The organism is Leucobacter chromiiresistens, from assembly GCF_001477055.1.
GTDB classification, from domain to species: Bacteria; Actinomycetota; Actinomycetes; order Actinomycetales; family Microbacteriaceae; genus Leucobacter; species Leucobacter chromiiresistens_A.
Genome location: NZ_LDRK01000084.1, coordinates 18,142 through 37,637, shown reverse-complemented (window position 1 = coordinate 37,637; position 19,496 = coordinate 18,142). Strand labels below are relative to the sequence as shown.

General features: G+C 72.1%; 18 protein-coding genes, 1 tRNA gene and 1 pseudogene. 6 read left to right on the top strand and 14 right to left on the bottom strand.

Features of this window, described 5'->3' with window-relative positions:
- The 4 genes and pseudogenes from NS354_RS10545 to NS354_RS10530 form a co-directional block, all read right to left on the bottom strand.
- Positions 1–455, bottom strand: a pseudogene (locus tag NS354_RS10545) (molybdopterin-dependent oxidoreductase); the annotation flags it as partial.
- 76 nt (positions 456–531) lie between these two features.
- Positions 532–1,344 carry a transcription termination/antitermination protein NusG gene (gene nusG, locus NS354_RS10540; protein WP_058594447.1) on the bottom strand — a complete coding sequence of 271 codons (813 nt, stop codon included), beginning with the start codon at positions 1,342–1,344 and terminating at the stop codon, positions 532–534.
- Between the two features lie 46 nt (positions 1,345–1,390).
- Positions 1,391–1,663, bottom strand: coding sequence for a preprotein translocase subunit SecE (secE, locus tag NS354_RS10535; protein WP_010156069.1), 273 nt, complete (start codon positions 1,661–1,663; stop codon positions 1,391–1,393).
- Positions 1,664–1,714: 51 nt separating this feature from the next.
- A tRNA-Trp gene (locus NS354_RS10530) sits at positions 1,715–1,790 on the bottom strand.
- Positions 1,791–2,011: 221 nt separating this feature from the next.
- Between NS354_RS10530 and NS354_RS10525 the strand changes: the two genes are divergently transcribed.
- The 3 genes from NS354_RS10525 (at position 2,012) to NS354_RS10515 (ending at position 5,522) form a co-directional block, all read left to right on the top strand.
- Positions 2,012–3,214 (top strand): pyridoxal phosphate-dependent aminotransferase, encoded by a 1,203-nt coding sequence (locus NS354_RS10525; protein WP_058594446.1) that lies wholly within the window; start codon positions 2,012–2,014, stop codon positions 3,212–3,214.
- 163 nt (positions 3,215–3,377) lie between these two features.
- Positions 3,378–3,881, top strand: coding sequence for a hypothetical protein (locus NS354_RS10520; RefSeq protein WP_153002184.1), 504 nt, complete (start codon positions 3,378–3,380; stop codon positions 3,879–3,881).
- A 141-nt stretch (positions 3,882–4,022) separates the two neighbouring features.
- Positions 4,023–5,522 (top strand): hypothetical protein, encoded by a 1,500-nt coding sequence (locus NS354_RS10515; protein ID WP_058594444.1) that lies wholly within the window; start codon positions 4,023–4,025, stop codon positions 5,520–5,522.
- A gap of 36 nt (positions 5,523–5,558) precedes the next feature.
- On the opposite strand, the gene NS354_RS10510 is transcribed toward NS354_RS10515, so the two are convergent.
- Entirely contained in the window at positions 5,559–6,380 is an 822-nt protein-coding gene (locus tag NS354_RS10510) for a lytic murein transglycosylase (RefSeq protein ID WP_206542605.1), read from the bottom strand.
- 123 nt (positions 6,381–6,503) lie between these two features.
- Here NS354_RS10510 and NS354_RS10505 point away from each other — a divergent pair, with 123 nt between their 5' ends.
- The 3 genes from NS354_RS10505 (at position 6,504) to NS354_RS10495 (ending at position 9,011) form a co-directional block, all read left to right on the top strand.
- Entirely contained in the window at positions 6,504–7,691 is a 1,188-nt protein-coding gene (locus NS354_RS10505) for a CE1758 family FMN-dependent luciferase-like monooxygenase (protein ID WP_058594443.1), read from the top strand.
- 118 nt (positions 7,692–7,809) lie between these two features.
- Positions 7,810–8,265: a MarR family winged helix-turn-helix transcriptional regulator gene (locus NS354_RS10500; RefSeq protein ID WP_058594442.1), complete on the top strand. Its 456-nt coding sequence runs from the start codon at positions 7,810–7,812 to the stop codon at positions 8,263–8,265.
- 44 nt (positions 8,266–8,309) lie between these two features.
- Positions 8,310–9,011 (top strand): CE1759 family FMN reductase, encoded by a 702-nt coding sequence (locus tag NS354_RS10495; protein ID WP_058594441.1) that lies wholly within the window; start codon positions 8,310–8,312, stop codon positions 9,009–9,011.
- Between the two features lie 99 nt (positions 9,012–9,110).
- Here NS354_RS10495 and NS354_RS10490 read toward each other — a convergent pair whose 3' ends face one another.
- The 9 genes from NS354_RS10490 to NS354_RS10450 all read right to left on the bottom strand — a co-directional run bounded on the left by NS354_RS10490 (position 9,111) and on the right by NS354_RS10450 (position 19,436).
- Positions 9,111–10,511: an ATP-binding cassette domain-containing protein gene (locus tag NS354_RS10490; RefSeq protein ID WP_430736003.1), complete on the bottom strand. Its 1,401-nt coding sequence runs from the start codon at positions 10,509–10,511 to the stop codon at positions 9,111–9,113.
- Between the two features lie 7 nt (positions 10,512–10,518).
- Entirely contained in the window at positions 10,519–11,373 is an 855-nt protein-coding gene (locus tag NS354_RS10485; protein WP_058594439.1) for an energy-coupling factor transporter transmembrane component T family protein, read from the bottom strand.
- An 8-nt stretch (positions 11,374–11,381) separates the two neighbouring features.
- Positions 11,382–12,242: a hypothetical protein gene (locus NS354_RS10480; protein ID WP_058594438.1), complete on the bottom strand. Its 861-nt coding sequence runs from the start codon at positions 12,240–12,242 to the stop codon at positions 11,382–11,384.
- Complete coding sequence (locus NS354_RS10475) at positions 12,226–13,413, bottom strand: nucleoside hydrolase (protein ID WP_058594437.1); 1,188 nt, start codon at positions 13,411–13,413, stop codon at positions 12,226–12,228. The genes NS354_RS10480 and NS354_RS10475 overlap by 17 nt, the downstream gene beginning before the upstream one ends.
- A gap of 133 nt (positions 13,414–13,546) precedes the next feature.
- Positions 13,547–14,785 (bottom strand): MFS transporter, encoded by a 1,239-nt coding sequence (locus NS354_RS10470; protein ID WP_082678031.1) that lies wholly within the window; start codon positions 14,783–14,785, stop codon positions 13,547–13,549.
- A gap of 256 nt (positions 14,786–15,041) precedes the next feature.
- On the bottom strand, positions 15,042–15,551 hold the full coding sequence (locus NS354_RS10465) for a MarR family winged helix-turn-helix transcriptional regulator (RefSeq protein WP_058594436.1): 510 nt from the start codon (positions 15,549–15,551) through the stop codon (positions 15,042–15,044).
- A 33-nt stretch (positions 15,552–15,584) separates the two neighbouring features.
- Entirely contained in the window at positions 15,585–16,970 is a 1,386-nt protein-coding gene (locus NS354_RS10460) for an aldehyde dehydrogenase family protein (protein WP_058594435.1), read from the bottom strand.
- Positions 16,967–18,586 (bottom strand): thiamine pyrophosphate-dependent enzyme, encoded by a 1,620-nt coding sequence (locus tag NS354_RS10455; protein WP_058594434.1) that lies wholly within the window; start codon positions 18,584–18,586, stop codon positions 16,967–16,969. Before NS354_RS10455 ends, NS354_RS10460 begins: the two co-directional genes overlap by 4 nt.
- A gap of 67 nt (positions 18,587–18,653) precedes the next feature.
- Positions 18,654–19,436: an IclR family transcriptional regulator gene (locus NS354_RS10450; protein ID WP_058594433.1), complete on the bottom strand. Its 783-nt coding sequence runs from the start codon at positions 19,434–19,436 to the stop codon at positions 18,654–18,656.
- Positions 19,437–19,496: the final 60 nt, after the last annotated feature.

The following is a 19,496-nucleotide window of genomic DNA, read 5'->3' as shown; positions in this document are numbered from 1 at the left end:
TCGGCGGCGCTCCAGGCCAGCACGCGGCGACGGCCGATCCGCAGCACCCAGAGGCCGACGACGGTTCCGGCGATCGTCGGGAGGGCCCAGAGCGGGGTGGCCTCGGTGCGGGTGAGGATCGCGACCAGCGCGACCAGCGCGACCGCGGCGAGCACCGCCATGCCCGCGAACCGGCGCGCGACCTCGGCGATGCCCGCGAGCACGGCGAGGCCGAGCACCACGGCGCCGAGGATGACGAAGAGGGCGACCTTGTCGGCGGTGCCGAAGAGCGCGATCATCGCGTCCTTCACCCAGCTCGGCGCGAGGTCGATCGCGAGGGCGCCGACGCCGAACAGGGGCGAGGAGCCGGGCGCGACGAGCACGGCGACGAGCTCGGCGCCGCCGAGCACCGCGAGCGCCGCCGCGATGCCGACCGCTGCGGCCCTCACTCGCGCGACCGCCCGTCCCGAATGCATGCGGTCACCGTACTCCCCGAACATGCGAAAAGCCCCGCCGAAGCGGGGCTCTTCTGCAGTGGAGCGCGCGGGGCGCTCAGACCATCTTGGTGACCTGGTCGAAACTGAGCTCGACCGGGGTCTCGCGCTCGAAGAGCGAGACGAGCACCGTGAGCTTGCCCGACGCCGGGTTGATCTCGCTGATCGTGCCCGGAAGCCCCTCGAACGAACCCGACTTGATGGTGATGGTCTCGCCGACCTCGAAGTCGATCTCGACGTTGCCCTGGGCGGCGGCGTTGGCGGCGGCCTTGCCCTTCGCCGTGGCGGCCGGCTCGAGCTCGACGGTGCTCTTCAGCATCTCGAACGCCTCGTTGATGCGCAGCGGAACCGGGTTGTGGGCGTTGCCGACGAAGCCGGTGACGCCCGGGGTGTGGCGCACGACGGACCAGGTGGTCTCGTTGAGGTGCATGCGGACGAGCACGTAGCCGGGGATGCGCACGCGCGTCACCATCTTGCGCTGCCCGTTCTTGACCTCCATGACCTCTTCCATGGGGACCTGGATCTCGAAGATGTCGTCGACCGCGCCCATCGTCTCGCGACGGTTCCACAGGTTCGACTTCACCTTGCGCTCGTACCCCGCGTAGGTGTGGATCACGAACCACTTGCCCGGCCGGCGGCGGAGGTCCTTCTTGAATGCCTTGTAGGGATCGACCGCGGCTTCGCCGTCCTCGCCGGTCTCCTCCTCGGATTCCTCGTCGACGATCGCGGCCGCGGCCGCCTCGGCCTCCTCGGCGCTGTCGATATCGAGCGCATCCTCCACCGCGGCGTCCACATCGGGGTCCGTCGACTGCACCAGTGCGTCGAGTGCCGCGTCGAGGTCTGCCTCGGGGGTGTTGTTGTCGCTCGTCATCTCTACTTGCTTTCCTTGCTCTGCGGTCGGTTCGTTCGTCGGCCGATCAGCCGAGCGTCGTTCCGAATAGGAAGACCGTCACGAATCCGAACGCCTGATCGAGTAGCCACACCAGCGCCATCATGATCAACACGAAGGCGATCACCACGAGGGTGAAGTTGATGAGCTCCTTGCGGGTCGGCGTGACGACCTTCTTCAGCTCTGCGATGACCTGCTGGATGAAGAGGACGATGCGGCTGAACCAGTTGCGCTTCGCGGCGCGATCGGCCTTGGCGCGCTCGACGAGGCCGCCGCTCTCCTCAACTTCGGTGCTGCTCACTGGCATGTCCTTTCCGTTGCCCCCGTTCGGCGCTCTCGCGCCGAACGGGTGTGGCAGGGCAGACAGGACTCGAACCTGCAACCTGCGGTTTTGGAGACCGCTGCGCTACCAATTGCGCCACTGCCCTATGGAGTTCTCGGCCGGAAGATCCGTGGCCGCCAGGCATAGGAAATTCTGGCAGAAGTCAACTACCGAGAGACACTCTACGTGATCCGCACGCCCGTGTCGAACCGAGCGCCGCCCGCCCGGGCGCGTCGCCGCACCGGCCGGGTGCGATTCCCGGCGCGCGACTCGCGCACCGCGCGAAGCCGCCCGCCGCGGCTCGCCGGCCCGGGATAGGATCGGAGCGTGAGCCACATCTCCCGTTTATCAAAGAAGATCTCCGCAATCGCCGAGTCGGCGACGCTCAAGGTCGATGCGAAGGCGAAAGCCCTGCAGGCCGAGGGCCGTCCGGTCATCAGCTTCGCGGCAGGCGAGCCCGACTTCTCGACCCCGGAGCACATCGTCGCGGCCGCGCGCAGCGCGCTCGACGATCCGAAGAACTTCCGCTACACGGCGGCCGCCGGCCTGCCCGAGCTGAAGCGCGCGATCGCCGACAAGACGGCTCGCGATTCGGGCTGGGCTGTCGACCCGTCGCAGGTCGTGGTGACCAACGGCGGCAAGCAGGCCGTCTACCAGGCCTTCCAGGTGCTGCTCGATCCGGGCGACGAGGTGCTCCTGCCCGCGCCGTACTGGACGACGTACCCCGAGGCGATCCAGCTCGCCGACGGCGTGCCCGTCGAGGTGTTCGCCGGCGCCGAGCAGCACTACAAGGTGACCGTCGAGCAGCTCGAGGCCGCGCGCACCGAGCGCACGAAGGTGCTGCTCTTCGTGTCGCCCTCCAACCCGACCGGCGCCGTCTACTCCCCCGAGGAGACCCGCGCCATCGGCGAGTGGGCCGAGACGCACGGTCTCTGGATCATCGCCGACGAGATCTACCAGAACCTGACCTACGACGGCGTGCGCGCGGTCTCCATCGTCGAGGCCGTTCCCGCGCTGCAGGAGCGCACCATTCTCGTCAACGGCGTCGCGAAGACGTACGCCATGACCGGCTGGCGGCTCGGCTGGATGGTCGCGCCCGCCGACATCGTGAAGGGCGCGTCGAACCTGCAGTCGCACCTCACCTCCAACGTCAACAACATCGCCCAGCGCGCGGCGATCGCCGCACTCACCGGGCCGCAGGAGCCGATCGAGGAGATGCGCCAGGCGTTCGACCGCCGCCGCAAGCTCATCGTCGCCGAGCTCAACCGAGTGCCGGGCTTCACGTGCCCGACGCCGGAGGGGGCGTTCTACGCGTACGTCGACGTCACCGCCGCGCTCGGCAAGACGTATCGCGGGGTCACCCCGCAGACGTCGCTCGAGCTCGCCGACCTCATCCTCTCGGAGGCCGAGGTCGCCGCGGTTCCCGGAGAAGCCTTCGGGCCGAGCGGGTACCTGCGCTTCAGCTACGCCCTGGGCGACGAGGCGCTGGTCGAGGGCGTGCGCCGCATTCAGGCGCTGCTCGGCGAGTAGCCGACTGCCGGCGAGCGGGCGGTGCGGGATCACGGGATCCTGCACCGCCCGCTGTCGTCTGCCGCGACTCCCCCGCGCACCGGCGGCCGCTGGTTCATGTAGACTATCGGTCACCAGTCGGGCGGGGTGGGCCCAGTAGCACCGAGAGCGAAGCAGGCAGCGCATGACGCGAGCAGACACCCCCACCCCAGCACGCAGGCGGATGAACAGCGCGCGGGGGCGACGACGCAGGACCATCGCGATCGCCGCCGTCTTCGTCATCGTCGCAGGGTGGCTCTACTTCGCGCCGCCGCTCATCTCGTACGCAGGGGCACCGACGAGCTGCCGCCCGTTGGCCGCGGGCCTGTTGCAGGGCGGCACACTCATCGGAGGCCTGCCGAGTTATGCGCCCGCATACGCAGCAGTCGATCAGTATCTTGACAACCGGGCGGATGAAGTGACCGACCAAGATCGATTCGAAGCAGAGCTCGGCGTCGCGGAACGCTGCAGCGACGCTCGACTGAATCAGCACACGACCCTCGTCCTGGTGACTGGAGGCGGGATCGCCGCGCTGCTCGGACTCGTACTGCGCCGACTCGGGGTGATCAGGCTCGCGCAGCACCGGCAGACGGCGACGCTCCAGCGTCTCGGCCCGGGCGAGAGCCCGGGCGGGGCTGGCATGGACTGAGCGGCGGACTGGGGAGACCCGGATTGGCGATCGTGTCGAGCATGCACTATGTTGATGATGAGTCACACCACACGCTGGGCAGGCGAGTGGCGCGGACTCGCGAAACTGCTCAGCGCGCTCGGGGGGTCGAGAGGATGACCCATGACGTCGAAGGCGATCAGCGATCACGTGATCGGCGAGCTCATCGTCGCATCGATCGACGCGCGCATGCAGGAGCTGGCAGGCGCTGACCCACTGACGAGCTTCGCCGTTCGCGGCGGCGAGTACCACCTCACCTTCGCGAACGGCGTGGAGCGCATCGAGCGCCCCGATCCGTCGACCGGCTCGGGCGGGGGCCTCGGCACATTCACCCCGGCGATGGACACGGGGTTCGCGGCAGCGCCCGAGCAGAACATCGACTACACGGCGCAGTTCGCAGCGGTCAGAAGCACGATCAGCGAGCTGCTCGATCCCTGGCGGGAGCTGCCCGACCCCGAAGACCTCGACCGCTCGATCGCCGCCTGCCGCGACGTGACCACCCGCCTCATCCGCGAGCACTGGACCGACGGCTCCGGAGCGCATCGGGGCGCCGGAGCGGTCATCGACAGCTCGCTGTCGGCGATCGCCGCCGACAGCGCCGACTTCACCGGGGCGACCGCGAGGAACTTCCGGAGCACGTACCTGTTCCGCATCCCGGCCGTCATCGAGAGCCACCTCGCGCTGACGCTCACTCGGGGCGGGTCGGTATTCGCGCAGCAGCAGCTGTGGGCTGCCGTACGCACCGAACTCATCAGCGTCATCACGCTCACGACATCGGCCATGCGGGCGGTCGTGACCGATGAGGGCGATGAGCTCACGCACACGTTCGGCTTCATCGGTATCGCCGCTCAGGCGATCAAAGCATTCGCCCCGGGAGTGGTGGGCAAAGCCATCGACTTCGTGAGCACCAGTCTCGCGACCGTGCAGAGCACCCAGTCCGCAACCGTCACAATCGGAGCGGATACGTATGCAGCGGTGCTGGGCGAGCTGCGGTCGGCGCTCGACGCGCTCTCGGAGCACGTGCGGGCCGAGGAGACGACGATCCGCAGAACGATCGAAGCCCACATCGACGATTCGCAGCGCGCGGGCAATCGCGCGAACTACGACCTCGACGATGTGGCGCTCGGGCCGACCGCCACCATCGGCATGGACGCGGACTCGCTGAACCACATCGCCGACCGCACGCTGCCCACCCTCGCGCGCGAGCTCAACGAGATCGCCGATCTGAACGAGTCGTGCTCCTCGACGTTCGCGGTCGCGCGGAACGCAGCGATCGGCCTCGGGGCCACGGGGCCCGCGGAGCACATCACGAGCCTCGACCGCTACATTCGAGACCTGCTCGACGATCTCGCGGCCGAAGTGCTCGACGGTGCGGTGCAGCTGAATCTCGTGGTCGACGATTTCGCGGCGAACGAGGCCGAGGTGATGCGGCAGCTCAACCAGTACCTCGCCGGTCTCGAGCAGATCGTCGCCGATCGGCCGCGCGGCGACCCGCTCGATCGCCCCGCGCCGAGCGGCGTCGAGGCGCCGTTCGCGCCCGGGCCCGACACCGGTCGGCGCGATTCGAATCCGATCCGGCTCGATCTCGACTCGCTCATGCGCGGCCCCGCGCAGGAGCCGTAGGCGCGGCGCCCTCGGCGGATCACCCCGCCACGACGGCTACCCGTACTGCGCGTAGCGCTCGGCGGCATCCGCGACATCGTTGTTGTAGGCGGCGCTCGGGTTGTAGCCGTCGAGGGCCGCGATCCAGTGCTCCCCGATCGTGAGATCGAGCCCGGGGTCGCAGAGCAGCGCCGCCGCCGACAGCGCCGCGTCATCGATCTGGTCGATCTCGACGCGGCCGTCGCCGTTCCCGTCGCGGCCGAACATCTCCCAGGTCTGCGGAATGAACTGCATCGGGCCGACTGCGCGATCCCACTCGGGGTCGCCGTCGATGGCGCCGCCATCGGTATCGGGAGTCTCGATGAACCGAGTGCCGTCGAGCGGAACGCCGATGATGCGCGGCGTCGTCTGCCCGCTCGGCAGCAGGCGCGAGCCGTTGATGCGTCCGTGATCCGATTCGACGCTGCCGATGCCGGCGAGCATGTTCCACCCGAGGCGGCACCCCGGCTGCTCGCTCGCGAGGGTCAGCGCGGCGCTCGCATAGGCGCTCAGCGCCCGCTTCGGAATGCCCGTGTCGGCCGCGACGCGGGCGAGCCACTCCGGATCCGCGGCGGGCGCATCGGCGGGGTCGGCAGCCGCAAGCGGCTCCCCCGCGGCCTCGGGCTCCGCAGCGGGAGGCGCACCATGCTCCGCACGCGGGCCGCCCATCAGGAGCACCGCGACGGCGGCCGCGACCAGCACCGCGGCGAGCGCGAACCCGCCGAGTGCGTACCGAAGCGCGCGGCGCGGCGATCCCGCACTCCCCCGAGCATCCGCCCGATCGACCGCGCGCTGGCCCGACGCGGCGGGAGTTCTCGGGTGTCGGCGGGGTGCGGGCATCGCGGTTCAGATTACCGGGAATGAAATGCGCGCCGCCGTGTTAGATTTGTATGCAAGCGCATATAAATGGCGCACACCACGTGCGGAGCCCGCTTCCGCGCACGCGAGACACAGGAGCACATCATGGAATTCGGGATCTTCTCGGTCAGCGACGTCACCCGCGACCCGGTCTCCGGCGAAACGCCGAGCGAGGCCGAGCGCATCCGCGGGCTCGCCGAGATCGCCGTGCACGCGGAGGAGGTCGGCTTCGACGTCTTCGCGATCGGCGAGCACCACAACGCCCCCTTCTTCTCCTCGAGCCCCACCACCTTCCTCGCCTACATCGCCGCGATGACGAAGACGCTCAAGCTCTCGACGAGCACGACGCTCATCACCACCAACGACCCGGTGCGCATCGCCGAGGAGTACGCGATGCTCCAGCACCTCGCGCAGGGCCGCATGGACCTCATGCTGGGCCGCGGCAACACCGCACCGGTCTACCCCTGGTTCGGCAAGGACATCCGCTCCGCACTGCCCCTCGCGCTCGACAACTACAACCTGCTGCACCGCCTCTGGCGCGAGGACGTCGTCGACTACGACGGCAACTTCCGCACCCCGCTGCAGGGCTTCACCAGCACGCCGCGCCCGCTCGACGACGTGCCCCCGTTCGTGTGGCACGGCTCGATCCGCACCCCCGAGATCGCCGAGCAGGCCGCCTACTACGGAGACGGGTTCTTCTCGAACCACATCTTCGCCCCCTCCGAGCACTCCCTGCGCCTCGTGCGGTTCTACCGCGAGCGCTTCGAGCACTACGGCCACGGCACGCAGCAGCAGGCCGTCGTCGGCCTCGGCGGTCAGGCCTTCATGGCGAAGAACTCGCAGGACGCGGTGGCGCAGTTCCGCCCCTACTTCAACGAGGCGCCCGTCTACGGCCACGGGCCGCGGCTCGAGGACTTCGCGAGCCAGACCCCGCTGACCGTCGGCAGCCCGCAGGAGGTGATCGACAAGACGCTCGGGTTCCGCGACATCTTCGGCGACTACCAGCGGCAGATGTTCCTCATCGACCACGCGGGCCTCCCCACCAAGACCGTGCTCGAGCAGCTCGACCTCTTCGGCTCCGAGGTGCTGCCTGTGCTGCGGGCCGAGATGGCGAAGGATCGCGACCCGCGGGCCGCGGAGGCGCCCTCGCACGCGAGCCTCGTCAGCGCGAAGTACGGAGACGCCGCGCCGCGCCAGCCCCGCCCGAACGCCAACCGGGGAGACAATGTAACGGGCGGCTCGCCGTACCAGGACTCCCCGGCGAAGCAGGGCGCGGCCTTCGGGCTCGCCTGAACCGAGCGCCCGCGGCTGCGGCACGCACCCGGCGCCGCCGGGAGCCCGCAGCTGCGGCACGCATCGCCGCACTCCCACCGCACCCACCCACGTCAGAGCATGAGAAGGAGAACGCGAGATGGATCAGCCCGCTCGTATCGATGTGCGCCTCGCCAACGAGGCCTGGGAGTCGGTGATGTCGGCCCACTCGGCGCTCATGCACACCTTCGCCGCCGAGCACATGTGGTCCGAGATCAGCATGCGCGAGTACGACGTGCTCTACACCCTCGCCAAGCACGACGCCCCGATGCGCATGTGCGATGTGCAGAGCGGCGTGCTGCTCAGCCAGCCCGCGCTCTCGCGCATGGTGGATCGGCTCGCGACCCGCGATCTCATCGCGCGCGAAGCCGACCCGAATGACGGCCGCGCCGTGCTGCTGAGCCTCACCCCCGCGGGCCGCAGCCTGCAGCAGCAGGTGGGGCGGGCGCACGCGAAGAGCGTCGCCCGCCAGCTCGGCGCCGCACTCACCCCTCAGGAGATGCAGGATCTGCGCAGCCTCGCCGGCAAGCTGACCGGCGGGGGCGGCGCGCCCTGATCCCTCCTTCCCGTTCTCACCGCCACACGCTCGAGGAGCACCCCATGACCACCCCGTTCGACGGTTCCGTCACCGAACCCGCAGCCGCCCCGACCCGCACCCTCGCCGTGGTGAGCGCCGGAACGAGCGACCCCTCCACCACGACCATGCTCGCGAACCGCGTCGCCGACGCGGCCGCGAAGCTCGCCGCGCAGCGCGGCTTCGAGCTGCAGATCAAGTTCGTCGACCTGCGCGCCCTCGCCGAGGACGTGACCACGGCGCTCGTCGCCCAGCACGTCTCCCCCGCCCTGCAGGCGGCCAGCGACATCATGCGCGACGCCGACGCGATCGTCGCGTCCACCCCCGTCTACAAGGCGGGCGCGAGCGGCCTGTTCACCGCCTTCTTCCAGGTGCTCGACAACGACCTGCTCATCGGCACGCCCGTGGTGCTCGGCGCCACGGCGGGCAGCGCGCGTCACGCGCTGGTGGTCGACGATCAGCTGCGCGGGCTCTTCTCGTACCTCCGCACCATCACGGTGCCGACCGGCCTCTTCGCCGCGCCCGACGACTGGACGAGCCGCGAGTTCGGCAAGCGGATCGACCGTGCCGCGACGGAGCTGATCGCCCTCGTCGACGGCGGTTTCCGCGAATCGGTGCGCGGCGAATCGTGGAGCGCCTACCAGCACTCCTACGGCAGTGCGGGCGGCACGGAGCTCGGGATCGACTTCGACAGCGACCTCATGAAGCTCGCCACGGGCGGGCGCTGAGTTCGAACGCATCGCGTTCGAACGGCCCGCCGCTTCGGTGAGAGATTCGGCTTCGGTGAGGCGTCCGAGCCGCATTCGGTCTCACCGAAGCCGGATCTCTCACCCGAGGCGCAGGGTGCGGTGGGCGATGCAACCGGCCCAGCGCAGGTCGTGCGTCGAGAGCACCACGGCGACGCCCGCCGCCGAGACCTCGGCGATCACGCGCTCCAGGCGGCGCATGCCCGCCAGGTCGCGGCCCAGCGTCGGCTCGTCGAGCAGCAGCACCCCCGCCCCGAGCAGCAGCGCCGAGGCGATCACCAGATCCTTCCGCTGAGCGGGATCGAGGTCGTACGGATGCTCGTCCGCGTGCTCGGCGAGACCGGTCTGCGCCAGGACGCGGTCCACCTCCGCGGCGCGTGCGGCCCGCACCCCCGCGCGTTCGCGGCGCCGGTGCGGCGGCAGCGGCAGCGCGCGCTCGAGCTCGGCCCGCACGGTCGACGCCGAGAGCTGGGCGCCCGGATCCTGCCCCACCCAGGCGACCCGGTGCGCGCGCCGATGCACCGGCATGCCGGTCAGGTGCTCCCCGTCGACGAGCACCGCCCCGTCGACGCGCACGTCGGCATCCGCGTCGAGCAGGCCCGCGACCGCGCGGAGCAGCGTCGACTTGCCGGCGCCGTTCGGCCCCTCCACTGCGACCACCTCGCCGCGCGTCGCACGGCAGTCGAAGTCTGCGAAGATCGTCGACCGCCCCCGGCTCACGGTGAGCGCACGCACGTCGAGACGCGCGTCGCCCGCACGGCCCGAGGCCCCCGGGCCCGGAGCAGCCCGGTGCGGGTCCTCGCCGACGACGCTCCACACGCCGCGCTCGGCGAGCACCGCGTCGGAGAGCGCGCCGGATCGCGGGCCGGCCGTGAGCCGCCCGCCGTGCAGGAACGCGACGCGATCCGCCCCCGCCGTCAGCTCGTCGTGCTGATGGCCGGCCAGCAGCACCGCGCCGCCCCGCGCGCAGAAGCGCCGCAGCGCCGCCGCGAGCAGGCCGCGCGCCCCCGGATCGAGCGAAAGCCCGGGCTGGTCGAGCACCAGCAGCGCCGGCCCCAGCGTCATGAGGCTGGCGAGCGCGACGAGCTGCCGCTCGCCGCCCGAGAGCGTGTCGAGGCGGCGCCCGAGGAGGCGGCGCATGCCGAACTCGTGCAGCGCCGCGCCGACGTCGACCGGGCGGGTGCTGCCCGAGAGCCGGGTGGGGAGCCGCACCTCGTCGTCGACGAAGCTCGTCATGCCGGTCAGCTGCGCCTCGGGGTCCTCGCCGAGCATTGCGACGCTCGCCGGCGCGTGGACCGCGCCCGAACCGACACCCCGCTCTCCCAGCAGCCCTGCCGCGAGACGGCAGAGCGTCGAGGTGCCCGACCCCTGGGGCCCGAGCACCGCGACGGTCTCGCCCGCGCGCACGCGCAGATCGATTCCCGAGAGTGCGGCCGCCTCGGAGTCGTGGAACGCGAAGCCGGCGCCCGCGAGCGAGAGCACGTACGCCTCAGCCACGCAGCACCCCCAGCAGCTCGGAGGCCGTCGGCAGGTGCAGCACGCCGGTGAGCGCCGACGCGACGAGCAGCGCGCTCGCGAGGGGCGCCGCCCACCGGAGCGCGCGCTGCGCGGCGCCGTCGGGGTGATCCTGCAGCTCGGCGGGCCGCCGCGCGCGCCCGAACCCGCGCTGCTCGAGCGTGTCGTGCCGCTGGTCGAGCTGCACGAGCGACGCCGTCAGCAGCCCGGCGATGATGCCCGGCATGAGGCGCACCCGCGTGGCGAGACGCGCCGTGTTCCAGCCCCGCGCGGCGCGCGCGGCGAGCGCCCGCGACACCTGCTCGCGCAGCAGCGGGATGAGGCTCAGCGCGGTGGGGCAGACGTACGCGATGCCGAGGGGCATGCGGAGTCGGATCATGCCGTCGAACGTGCGCGCCGAATCGGAGCCGAACGCGAACAGCGCGCACACGGCGATCATCGCCGCGACGCGCAGCCAGAGCTGCAGGGCGACGGCGAGCCCCTCGACGGTCACCGCGGCCGCGCCCCAGCGCCACAGCACCTCGACGTCGTCGCCCGGGTAGAAGAGGCCCTGCACGATGCCGACCATGACGAGCATGGGCACGGCGAGCGCCGCGAGGGTCGCGATCCACCGCCCGAAGCGCACGCGCGGGGATCGCGCTGCGGCCCCGGCCGCGACGACGAGCAGCGCGACCGGGGCGAGCGGCGAGGGGATGCCGTACGTCAGCACCAGCGCGCACACCAGCAGCACGAGCTCGGTGGCGGGGTGCAGGGCTGCAGCTGCCGGCCGCGGACGCGGAGCTGAACGCGGCTCCGCACCCGCCGCCGAGCTGAGCTGACGCACCGGCACGCGGCGCCCTACGCGCCGCCGACGGGTCGCCCCGAGCGCGAGCGCGCGGGCGCGAGCGACCGCATGGCCAGCGGGTACCGGCGCACGATGCGCTTCGGCAGCGCGCGCAGCACGAGGAAGGCGAGGAGGAAGATGATCGCCTTGTCCGCGGTATCGGATGCGAGGCTCTGCACGGTGGTGGCGTTCAGCATCTCGAGGCCCGCGGCCTGGAGTGTCGCGACGATGCCGCCGGTGCCCACGCCGAGACCGCCGCCGAAGACGAACGCGGCGACGGGCGCCCCGAGTGCGCCGCCGGGAATGCCTGCGACGGCCCCGGCGAGCACTGCCCACCACGGAGCGCGGAATGCGCCGAGCCGGGCCGCCCACCCTGCGGCGGCGCCCACGAACGCGGCCCCCGCGGTGAACGCGATGACGGTGGGGTTGATGGTGACGCCCCAGATGACGTTGCCGAGGATGCCGGTGAGGGCACCGGCCGCGGGGCCCGCGAGCACGCCGATGATGACCGAGCCGAGCGAGTCGAGGTACAGCGGAATGGGAGTCAGTGTGCCGACGATCTGCCCGACGGTGATGTTCAGGGCGATCGCGATCGGCATGAGGGCGAAGATGCTGCGCGGAATGAGCGGCAGCGTGCCGGCGGCGATGAGGGCCGCACCGGCGAGATAGCCGGCCATCACCCACAGGGTGGTGTTGCCGAGATCCTGCCCGAGGGTGGCCGGCTGGGTGAGGAGCACGGCGATGTACGTCGCGATGATCACGAGCGCACCGGCGGCGGTGAGGAGGTACGCCCACTTCGGGGCGCTGGCGCGGGCTTCTCCGGGACTCGTCGTGGTGGCGAGCCCCTGCCCAGAGACGCTATCTTGCGCGGTCATACTGCGGTCCTTCCGTCAGGGTGTCGGTGAGATGGTCGAGAAAGCGCGGCGCATCGACCCGGCGGATGATCTCGGCATTCGCCGGACGGTTCCACCGGCCGAGCCAGTCGGCGATGGTCTCGCCGCGGGTGAGGGTGCCCGTGAGCTCGACGTCGATCGGCGCGAACGCGCTCTCCGCCCACGGCAGTCTGCCAGCCGTCGCCGATCCGCGCGACTCCGCCTGCACCTCGGCCGCGCCGCGCGCGCCGCCTGCGCCGCGCAGTTCGGGCGCCGCCTCGCGAGCGCCCCGCGCCCACTCGACCGCCGTCGCCGTCACGTACGGGTCGTGGATGTGGGCGAGGTACCCGTGCCCGTCGGCCTCGTGGAACTCGAAGTAGAAGCGCAGCGCCTCGCCGAGCTCGTGCAGCACAGCGGGCCAGGGCGCGGGCGCGGGATCGGCGGCGCCGACGATGCGGTTCAGCCGCTCGGGCGTCATCTCGACCATCTCCGTCGCCTCGATCGGCCCGATGACGGGCGGGTAGGAGGCGTCTCCGGCCGCGTACGCCTCGCCGAACGCCGCGAACACCCGCGCCGCCGCCTCGGGATCGTAGCTGACGTTCCACTCGGTGGTCGGCTGGGTGTTGCCGCGGTAGTTGAACGCCCCGCCCATCACGAAGAGCCGCTTCAGGAGCGTCGGCAGCTCGGGTGCGATGTCGAGAGCCAGAGCGAGGTTCGTGGCCGGCCCGATCATGACGCCGATGAGCTCACCGGGGTGCGCCCGCGCCGCCTCGACCCAGGCCTGCGCCGCGCTCAGGTCGCTCACCGAGCTCGCGGGTTCGGGGAGGGTCGCGTAGCCCGCGCCGGTGTCGCCGTGCGTGACCTCCGCGTACTCGGGGTCGGGCCCGGGCTCGTGTCCGGGCTCGCTCGCCGATTCCGCCGCCTCCGCCCGCGCCTCGTCGGCGGGCTGCGCGAGCGGGTGCACGGCGCCGCGGAAGACCGGCAGGTCGGGGCGCCCGGCGAGTGCGAGCCACCCGAGGGTGTTGCGCACGACCTGCTCGGTCGACACGTTGCCGCCGCTCGCCGCGATGCCGACGATGTCGACGTCGGGCTGGCAGAGCAGGTAGGCGATCGCTATGGCGTCGTCGATGCCGGGGTCGCAGTCGAGGAAGAGCGGGATCGCGGTGTCTGCCATGGTTCTATTGTGGCGGACCGCGGCGGGCGCCGGGCACCGGGGCGACGGGCATCGAGCGCCGCGGCGGGCGGCCAGCGCCGGGGCGCGGGCGGCGGGCGCCGGATACGGCGCCGCCTGGCCCGACCGCCGGCGGTCAGGCGTCGCCCGCCGTGATGTCCTGCGCCTCCTCGGTGGCGCTCTCGTGCGGGCGCCCGATGTGCGCGAGATGGCGCCCCGCGATCCCGAGCATCGCCATGGCGACGACGATCGCGCCCGCGCCGAACCAGTAGGGCGCCCCCGCGCCGAGCGCCTCGGAGATGGGGCCCGCGACGGCCGGGGCGACCGCGCCGCCCATGAACCGCACGCCCGAGTAGGTCGACGAGGCGACGTTGCGCGGCAGGTCGGTCGCCTCCATCACCGCCTCCGTGAGCGCGGTGTTCATGACGCCGAGCAGCAGACCGCTCACGACCACGATCACGACGAGGCCGGCGAGCGAGCCGGTGAGGCAGCCGAGCAGCACGAGGCATGCGGTGAGCCCGCCGAGCATCGTGAAGAGCACGGGGCGCAGCCCGAAGCGCCGGGTGAGTGCGGGCGCCACCAGCACCGAGGTGATGGCGAGGGCGAGCCCCCACCCGAAGAAGACGAGGCCCAGTTCGTGGGCGCCGAATGCGCTGCCGGTCGCCTGCGCAGCGGCTTCGAGCGGGTACGGGCTGTAGGCGAGCAGCACGAAGAAGCCGAAGTTGTAGAAGAGCGCGACGAGCGAGAGGGAGCGGAGCGCGGGATTGCGGAGTGCGCGGAACCCGGCGAGGATCGAGATCTTCTCGGGAGCCGGGGCTGCCGCTCCGCCGGCACCGCCCGCGGAGCGCTTCGGCTGGCGCAGCAGCACGAGGATCGCGATGAGCGCGACCGCCATCAGGGCCGCGGTGCCGAAGAAGGGGCCGCGCCACGACAGCGAGCCCAGCACACCGCCGACGAGCGGGCCGACGGCGAGCCCGACGCCGAGTGCGGCCTCGTAGAGCACGATCGCCTGACGGGATCCGCCCGATGCAGCGCCGACGATCGCGGCGAGCGCCGTCGAGATGAAGAGCGCGTTGCCGAGCCCCCACCCGGCGCGGAACCCGATGATCGCGTCGACCGATCCCGAGGCGCCGGCGAGCGCCGCGAATGCGACGACGAGCACGAGGCCCGCGAGCAGGGTGCGCTTCACGCCGAGACGGCTCGACACCCAGCTCGTGAAGAACATGGCCGCGCCCGTGATGAAGAGGTAGCTGGTGAAGAGCAGCATGGTCTGGCTCGGGCTCGCGCCGAGCTCGTGGCTGATCGCGGGGAGGATCGGGTCGACCAGGCCGATGCCCATGAAGGAGACCGCGCACGCGAAGGCGATCGCCCACACGGCAGTCGGCTGGCGCAGGATCGACGCCTTCGGCGTGCCGGTGGCGGCCGGGGTGGAACCGGTGTCTGGTCGGGGTTCAGTTGTTGCGGACGTGATCTGCTCCTGGGTCGTGCGCGCGGGTGCGCGCGGTCTGCTCTGGTGGGGTGGTGCGGGGGGCGCTGCACTCCGCGGGCGTGCGGCGACGCCGAGCCGGTGGGGTGCGGCGACGCGGCCCGGTGCTGCCGCGCGGGCGCTGCGGCCCTGCGGCGCTGCAGCCCTAGGGCGATGCAGCGCCGGGGAGCTCCCGGTGCTCGCCCGACGCGTCGTCGATGCGGTCGCCGAGCTGGTGCAGCAGCTCGGCGGCGCGTGCGAGGGTGGCGCGGTCGAAGTCGGAGAGCGCCTCGAGGTGGGGGCGCAGTCGCGCGGCGGCGACGCCGAGGTAGTCGATGAGCGCCGCACTGCCTGCGGCGGTGACGGAGACCAGGGTGGCTCGGCCGTCGGCGGGATCGGGCGCGCGCGCGATCCACCCCTCGGCCTCGAGCCGCTGCACGAGGCCCGTCATCGAGGGCTGCGCGACGCGCTGCTCGTGCGCCAGCGTGCTGATGCGCGCAGGCCCCGACTGCTCGAGCCGGAGGAGCACGCGCCAGGCGATGAGGGAGTAGCCGCGACCGGCGACCCGGCCTGCGATGCGGGCGAAGCGCCCCGAGACGCGGGTGAGGTCGCGGGCGAGTGCATCGGAGCTCGAAGCATCGGAGCCCGAAGCATCGGGGAAACGCTGCACGGACATAGCAGCCATCCTAGCACTGATTACATCGTAGTGCTATGCAATTCGCGCACGACCCGCGCTCCGCCCCTCGTCCACCACCACCAGTTGCTGGTTCGCGAACTCCCGCACCCCGTGCACGCCGAGCTCCCGGCCGAACCCCGATCGCTTCACGCCGCCGAACGGCAGCGCCGGGCTCCCGCCCCTGATGCGGTTGACCGCGACCATGCCCGCATCGATCTCGGTCGCGAAACGCTGCGCCGCCGCCTCGGTATCCGCGAAGGCGGTGGCGCCCAGACCGTACGGCGAATCGTTGGCGAGCGCGATCGCCTCGTCCACCGAGTCAGCGCCCACGATCATCGCCACCGGCCCGAAGAGCTCCCGGCGCCACACCGGCTGATCGCGCAGCGGCTCGAGCAGCATGACGGGAGCGAAGCGACGCGGATCCGCATCGTCGCGAGACAGATCGCCCCGCACCTCGGCACCCCCCTGCTGCGCCGAGCGCACCGCCCCGCGCAACTCGTCTGCCGCCGCCGCACTCGACAGCGGACCGAGCACGGTCTCGGCGAGCAGCGGATCGCCGGCGCGCACCGAGAGGAACTCCGCCGAGAAGGTGCGCACGAACCCGGTCAGCAGATCGCGCCGCACGATGATGCGCTTGGGCGACACGCACGTCTGCCCGGCGTTCGAGAGCCGCATCGCCGCCGCGAGCCGCGCGAGCTCGTCGCAGCGCTCGGCGTCGAACACGATGAACGGGTCGCTGCCCCCGAGCTCGAGCACCACCTTCGTGAGCGACGCCCCCGCGGCGCGGGCGATCTCGGCGCCGACCGCCTCGCCGCCGGTGAACGACACCCCGGTGACGAGCGGGTGCGCGATGGCCGAGAACACCTCGTCGTGCGAGAACCCCGAGTGGGTCACCAGCCCCTCGGGGGCGCCCGCCTCCGCGAAGATGCGCTCCGCGATCGCGGCGCTCCCCGCGCAGATGGCGGCGTGCTTGAACACGACCGCGTTGCCGAGCAGCAGATTCGGCGCGATGCATCGGACGAGCTGGTAGTGCGGATAGTTCCAGGGCATGATGCCGAGCACGACGCCGGTCGGCTGCAGCCGCACCTCGGCGCGGCCCCCGTCATCACGGGAGACGACCTCGGGCTGCAGCATGCGATCCGCCTCGGCCGCGTAGTGGGCGAGGATCGCCGCGCACGAGCGCACCTCGGCCAGCCCCTGCGAGACGGGCTTGCCCATGTCGAGCGCCATCTGCCGCGCGATCTCGTCGGCGCGCCGCTCGTAGGCGTCCGCTGCGCGCGCGAGCATCTCCGCGCGCGCCGCGACCGGCGCCCCTCTCCAGATCGCGAACGCGTGCGACGCTCGCTCGAGCACGTCGTCGACGCGCGACGATCCCGCGCTCGCACCCGCGCTCGTGCGCGCGCTCTCCTGCTCGCTCATGCGGCCTCCCCCGGCACGATCGGGTCGAGGCGCAGCCAGATCAGCGCGGAGGATCCCGAATCGAGCGCTCGGGCGAAGACGGGGGCGAAGTCGGCGGCGTCGTCCACGCGATGACCGGGGATGCCGTGCGCGCGGGCCAGCATCGCGTAGTCGGGATTGGTGAGCACCGTGCCCGAGGGGCGGCCCGGGAAGTGGCGCTCCTGATGCGAGCGGATCGTGCCGTACCCGCTGTTGTCGATCACGACGACGATGGCGCGGCCGCCGGTCGCCTGCAGCGTGGCGAGCTCCTGCCCGTTCATCCCGAAGCAGCCGTCGCCGGCGAGCGCCACGACGGTGCGGTCGGGGTGCACGAGCGACGCGGCGACCGCCGCGGGCACCCCCATGCCCATCGCGCCGTTGCGCGGTCCCGCGAAGGTGCGCGGCCGTTCGTGGTGCAGGTAGCGCAGGGCGCCGATGACGTAGCTGCCGGCTCCCGCGGTGATGATGGCGTCGTCGGGCAGCAACCGCTGCATCGCGCCGAACACCTCCCCGCGCCACACGTCCTCGCCGACGCGCGACGCCGCGGGCGTGCTCCAGGCGACGTACGCCTTCCGCTCGCGCTGCAGGCGCGCGCGGCGTTCGGGCGAGCCCTCGGCCAGCTCCGTCAGCCCGTCGAGCCACGCCCCGGGCGGGGCGACGTAGTGGAGGGTGGTCTGCCCCTCGTGCGCGAGCAGGTCGGCGTCGTCGCCGACGACGATCGTCGTGGCCTCGCCGCCGCCGAGGGTGTACTCGTCGGAGAGCACGTCTCGTCGCGTCGTGCCGAGGTAGCAGACGAGATCGGCCTCCCCGTAGGCCTCGGCCGCGCCGGCGTTGCGCCCGAATCCCAGGCTGCCGACCCAGGCGGGCGAGCTGTGCGGGAACGCATCGTGGCTGCGGAAGTCGGAGACGACCGGGATCGCGGCGTGCTCGGCGATCCGGCGCAGCCGCGCGGCGCTCGCCTCGTCCCAGCTGTCGCCGCCGACGACGAACACGGGTCGCTCGGCGGCGGCGAGCGCGCGGGCCGCTGCGGCGAGCGCATCGTCGCCGTACCGCGCGGGCGGCCGTTCGGCGGGCGCGAGGTCGCGCGGGCGCGCCACCGGGGCGACGAGCACCTCCTCCGGCAGCCCGATCACCACGGGGCCGGGCCTGCCCGACTCGGCGATCTCGAACGCCCGGGCGACGCGCTCGGCCGCCGTCTCGGGGTGGTCGAGCGTGAACACCGCTTTCGCGGTGCTCCCGAACCACGCGGCGAGACCGAACTCCTGGAACGACTCCAGATCGCGCACGTGGGTCGAGATGAGCCCCACGAACACCACCAGCGGGGTGCAGTCCTGATACGCCGTGTGGATCGCGATCGAGGCGTTCGCGGCCCCGGGCCCCCGCGTCACGGCGACGACGCCGGCGCGGCCGGTGAGCCGGGCCTCGGCGAGCGCCATGAACCCGGCCCCGCCCTCCTGCCGGGCGGTCACCAGCCGGATCGGGGAGTCGTGCAGGGCGTCGAGGAGCCCGAGGAAGCTCTCTCCCGGGACGTGATAGACCCGCGCGACGCCGCGCCTCTCGAGGTGGGTGACGATGGTGCTGGCGACGGTGTCGGTCATGCGGGTTCATCCTTCGTTCGCGGTCGGGCGGCGTGCTGCGGGGGTTCCGGTGAGCGGCGTCGTACGATCACGGCTGCCGCGATGCGAAGGCGTCGTGGAGCCGTCCGGACGCACGGAGCATCGCGTCGATGAGGCGGTCGTCGGGCAGGGCTCCCTGCTCCGTGATGACGCTGAGTGCCCCGATGCCGGCGCCTTCGTGGGCGATGGGCACGGCCACGGCGGTGATGCGGTCGCCCAGCCACTCGGAGTGGACGAGCGCGTAGCCCTGGAGCCTGATGCGCGCGTAGACGGCGTCGTCGAGCACACCGGAGTCGCGGGCCGCGGCGCGGTGCGCCTCATCGGAGAAGGCGAGCAGCACCTGGCCGGATGCGGAGGATCGCGGAGACACCCGGGCCTCGTACCCCCGCCTGATGAACTTCGCCCGTGCGGGCTCCACCCGCTCGACGATCACGGGGGTGCTCTGCTCCATGACGGCGAACGACACGGGGGCGCCGAGCTCGGCCACGGCCTCCTGCATGACGGGGAGCAGGATCGGGCGCAGCTCCTTCGCGGGGTTCACCCGCGAGGCGAGGTCGGCGACGCGCAGGCTGACCCGGTACACCGCGTTCTCGTCTCGGAACGCCCAGCCTGCGGCGACGGCGGTCTGCAGGTACTGGTGCGCGGCCGCCCGCGCCCAGCCGAGTCGCTCCGCGAGCGCGGAGACCGAGAGCCCGTGCTCGGCTCGGGCGAGTGCATCGATGACGGCGAGCATCTTGATGCCGGTCTGCAGCACGGGGGTGCCCGTCGCGCGGCGGGCGCCGCGTCCGCGCTGCGGTGCGCCCGAACGGGGGCCGGGGGTCGCTTCGGTCATCGCACTTCCTCGTGATCGCTTGCCGTCTTGCATGAACAGACACTGTCTGACGCTGCAATA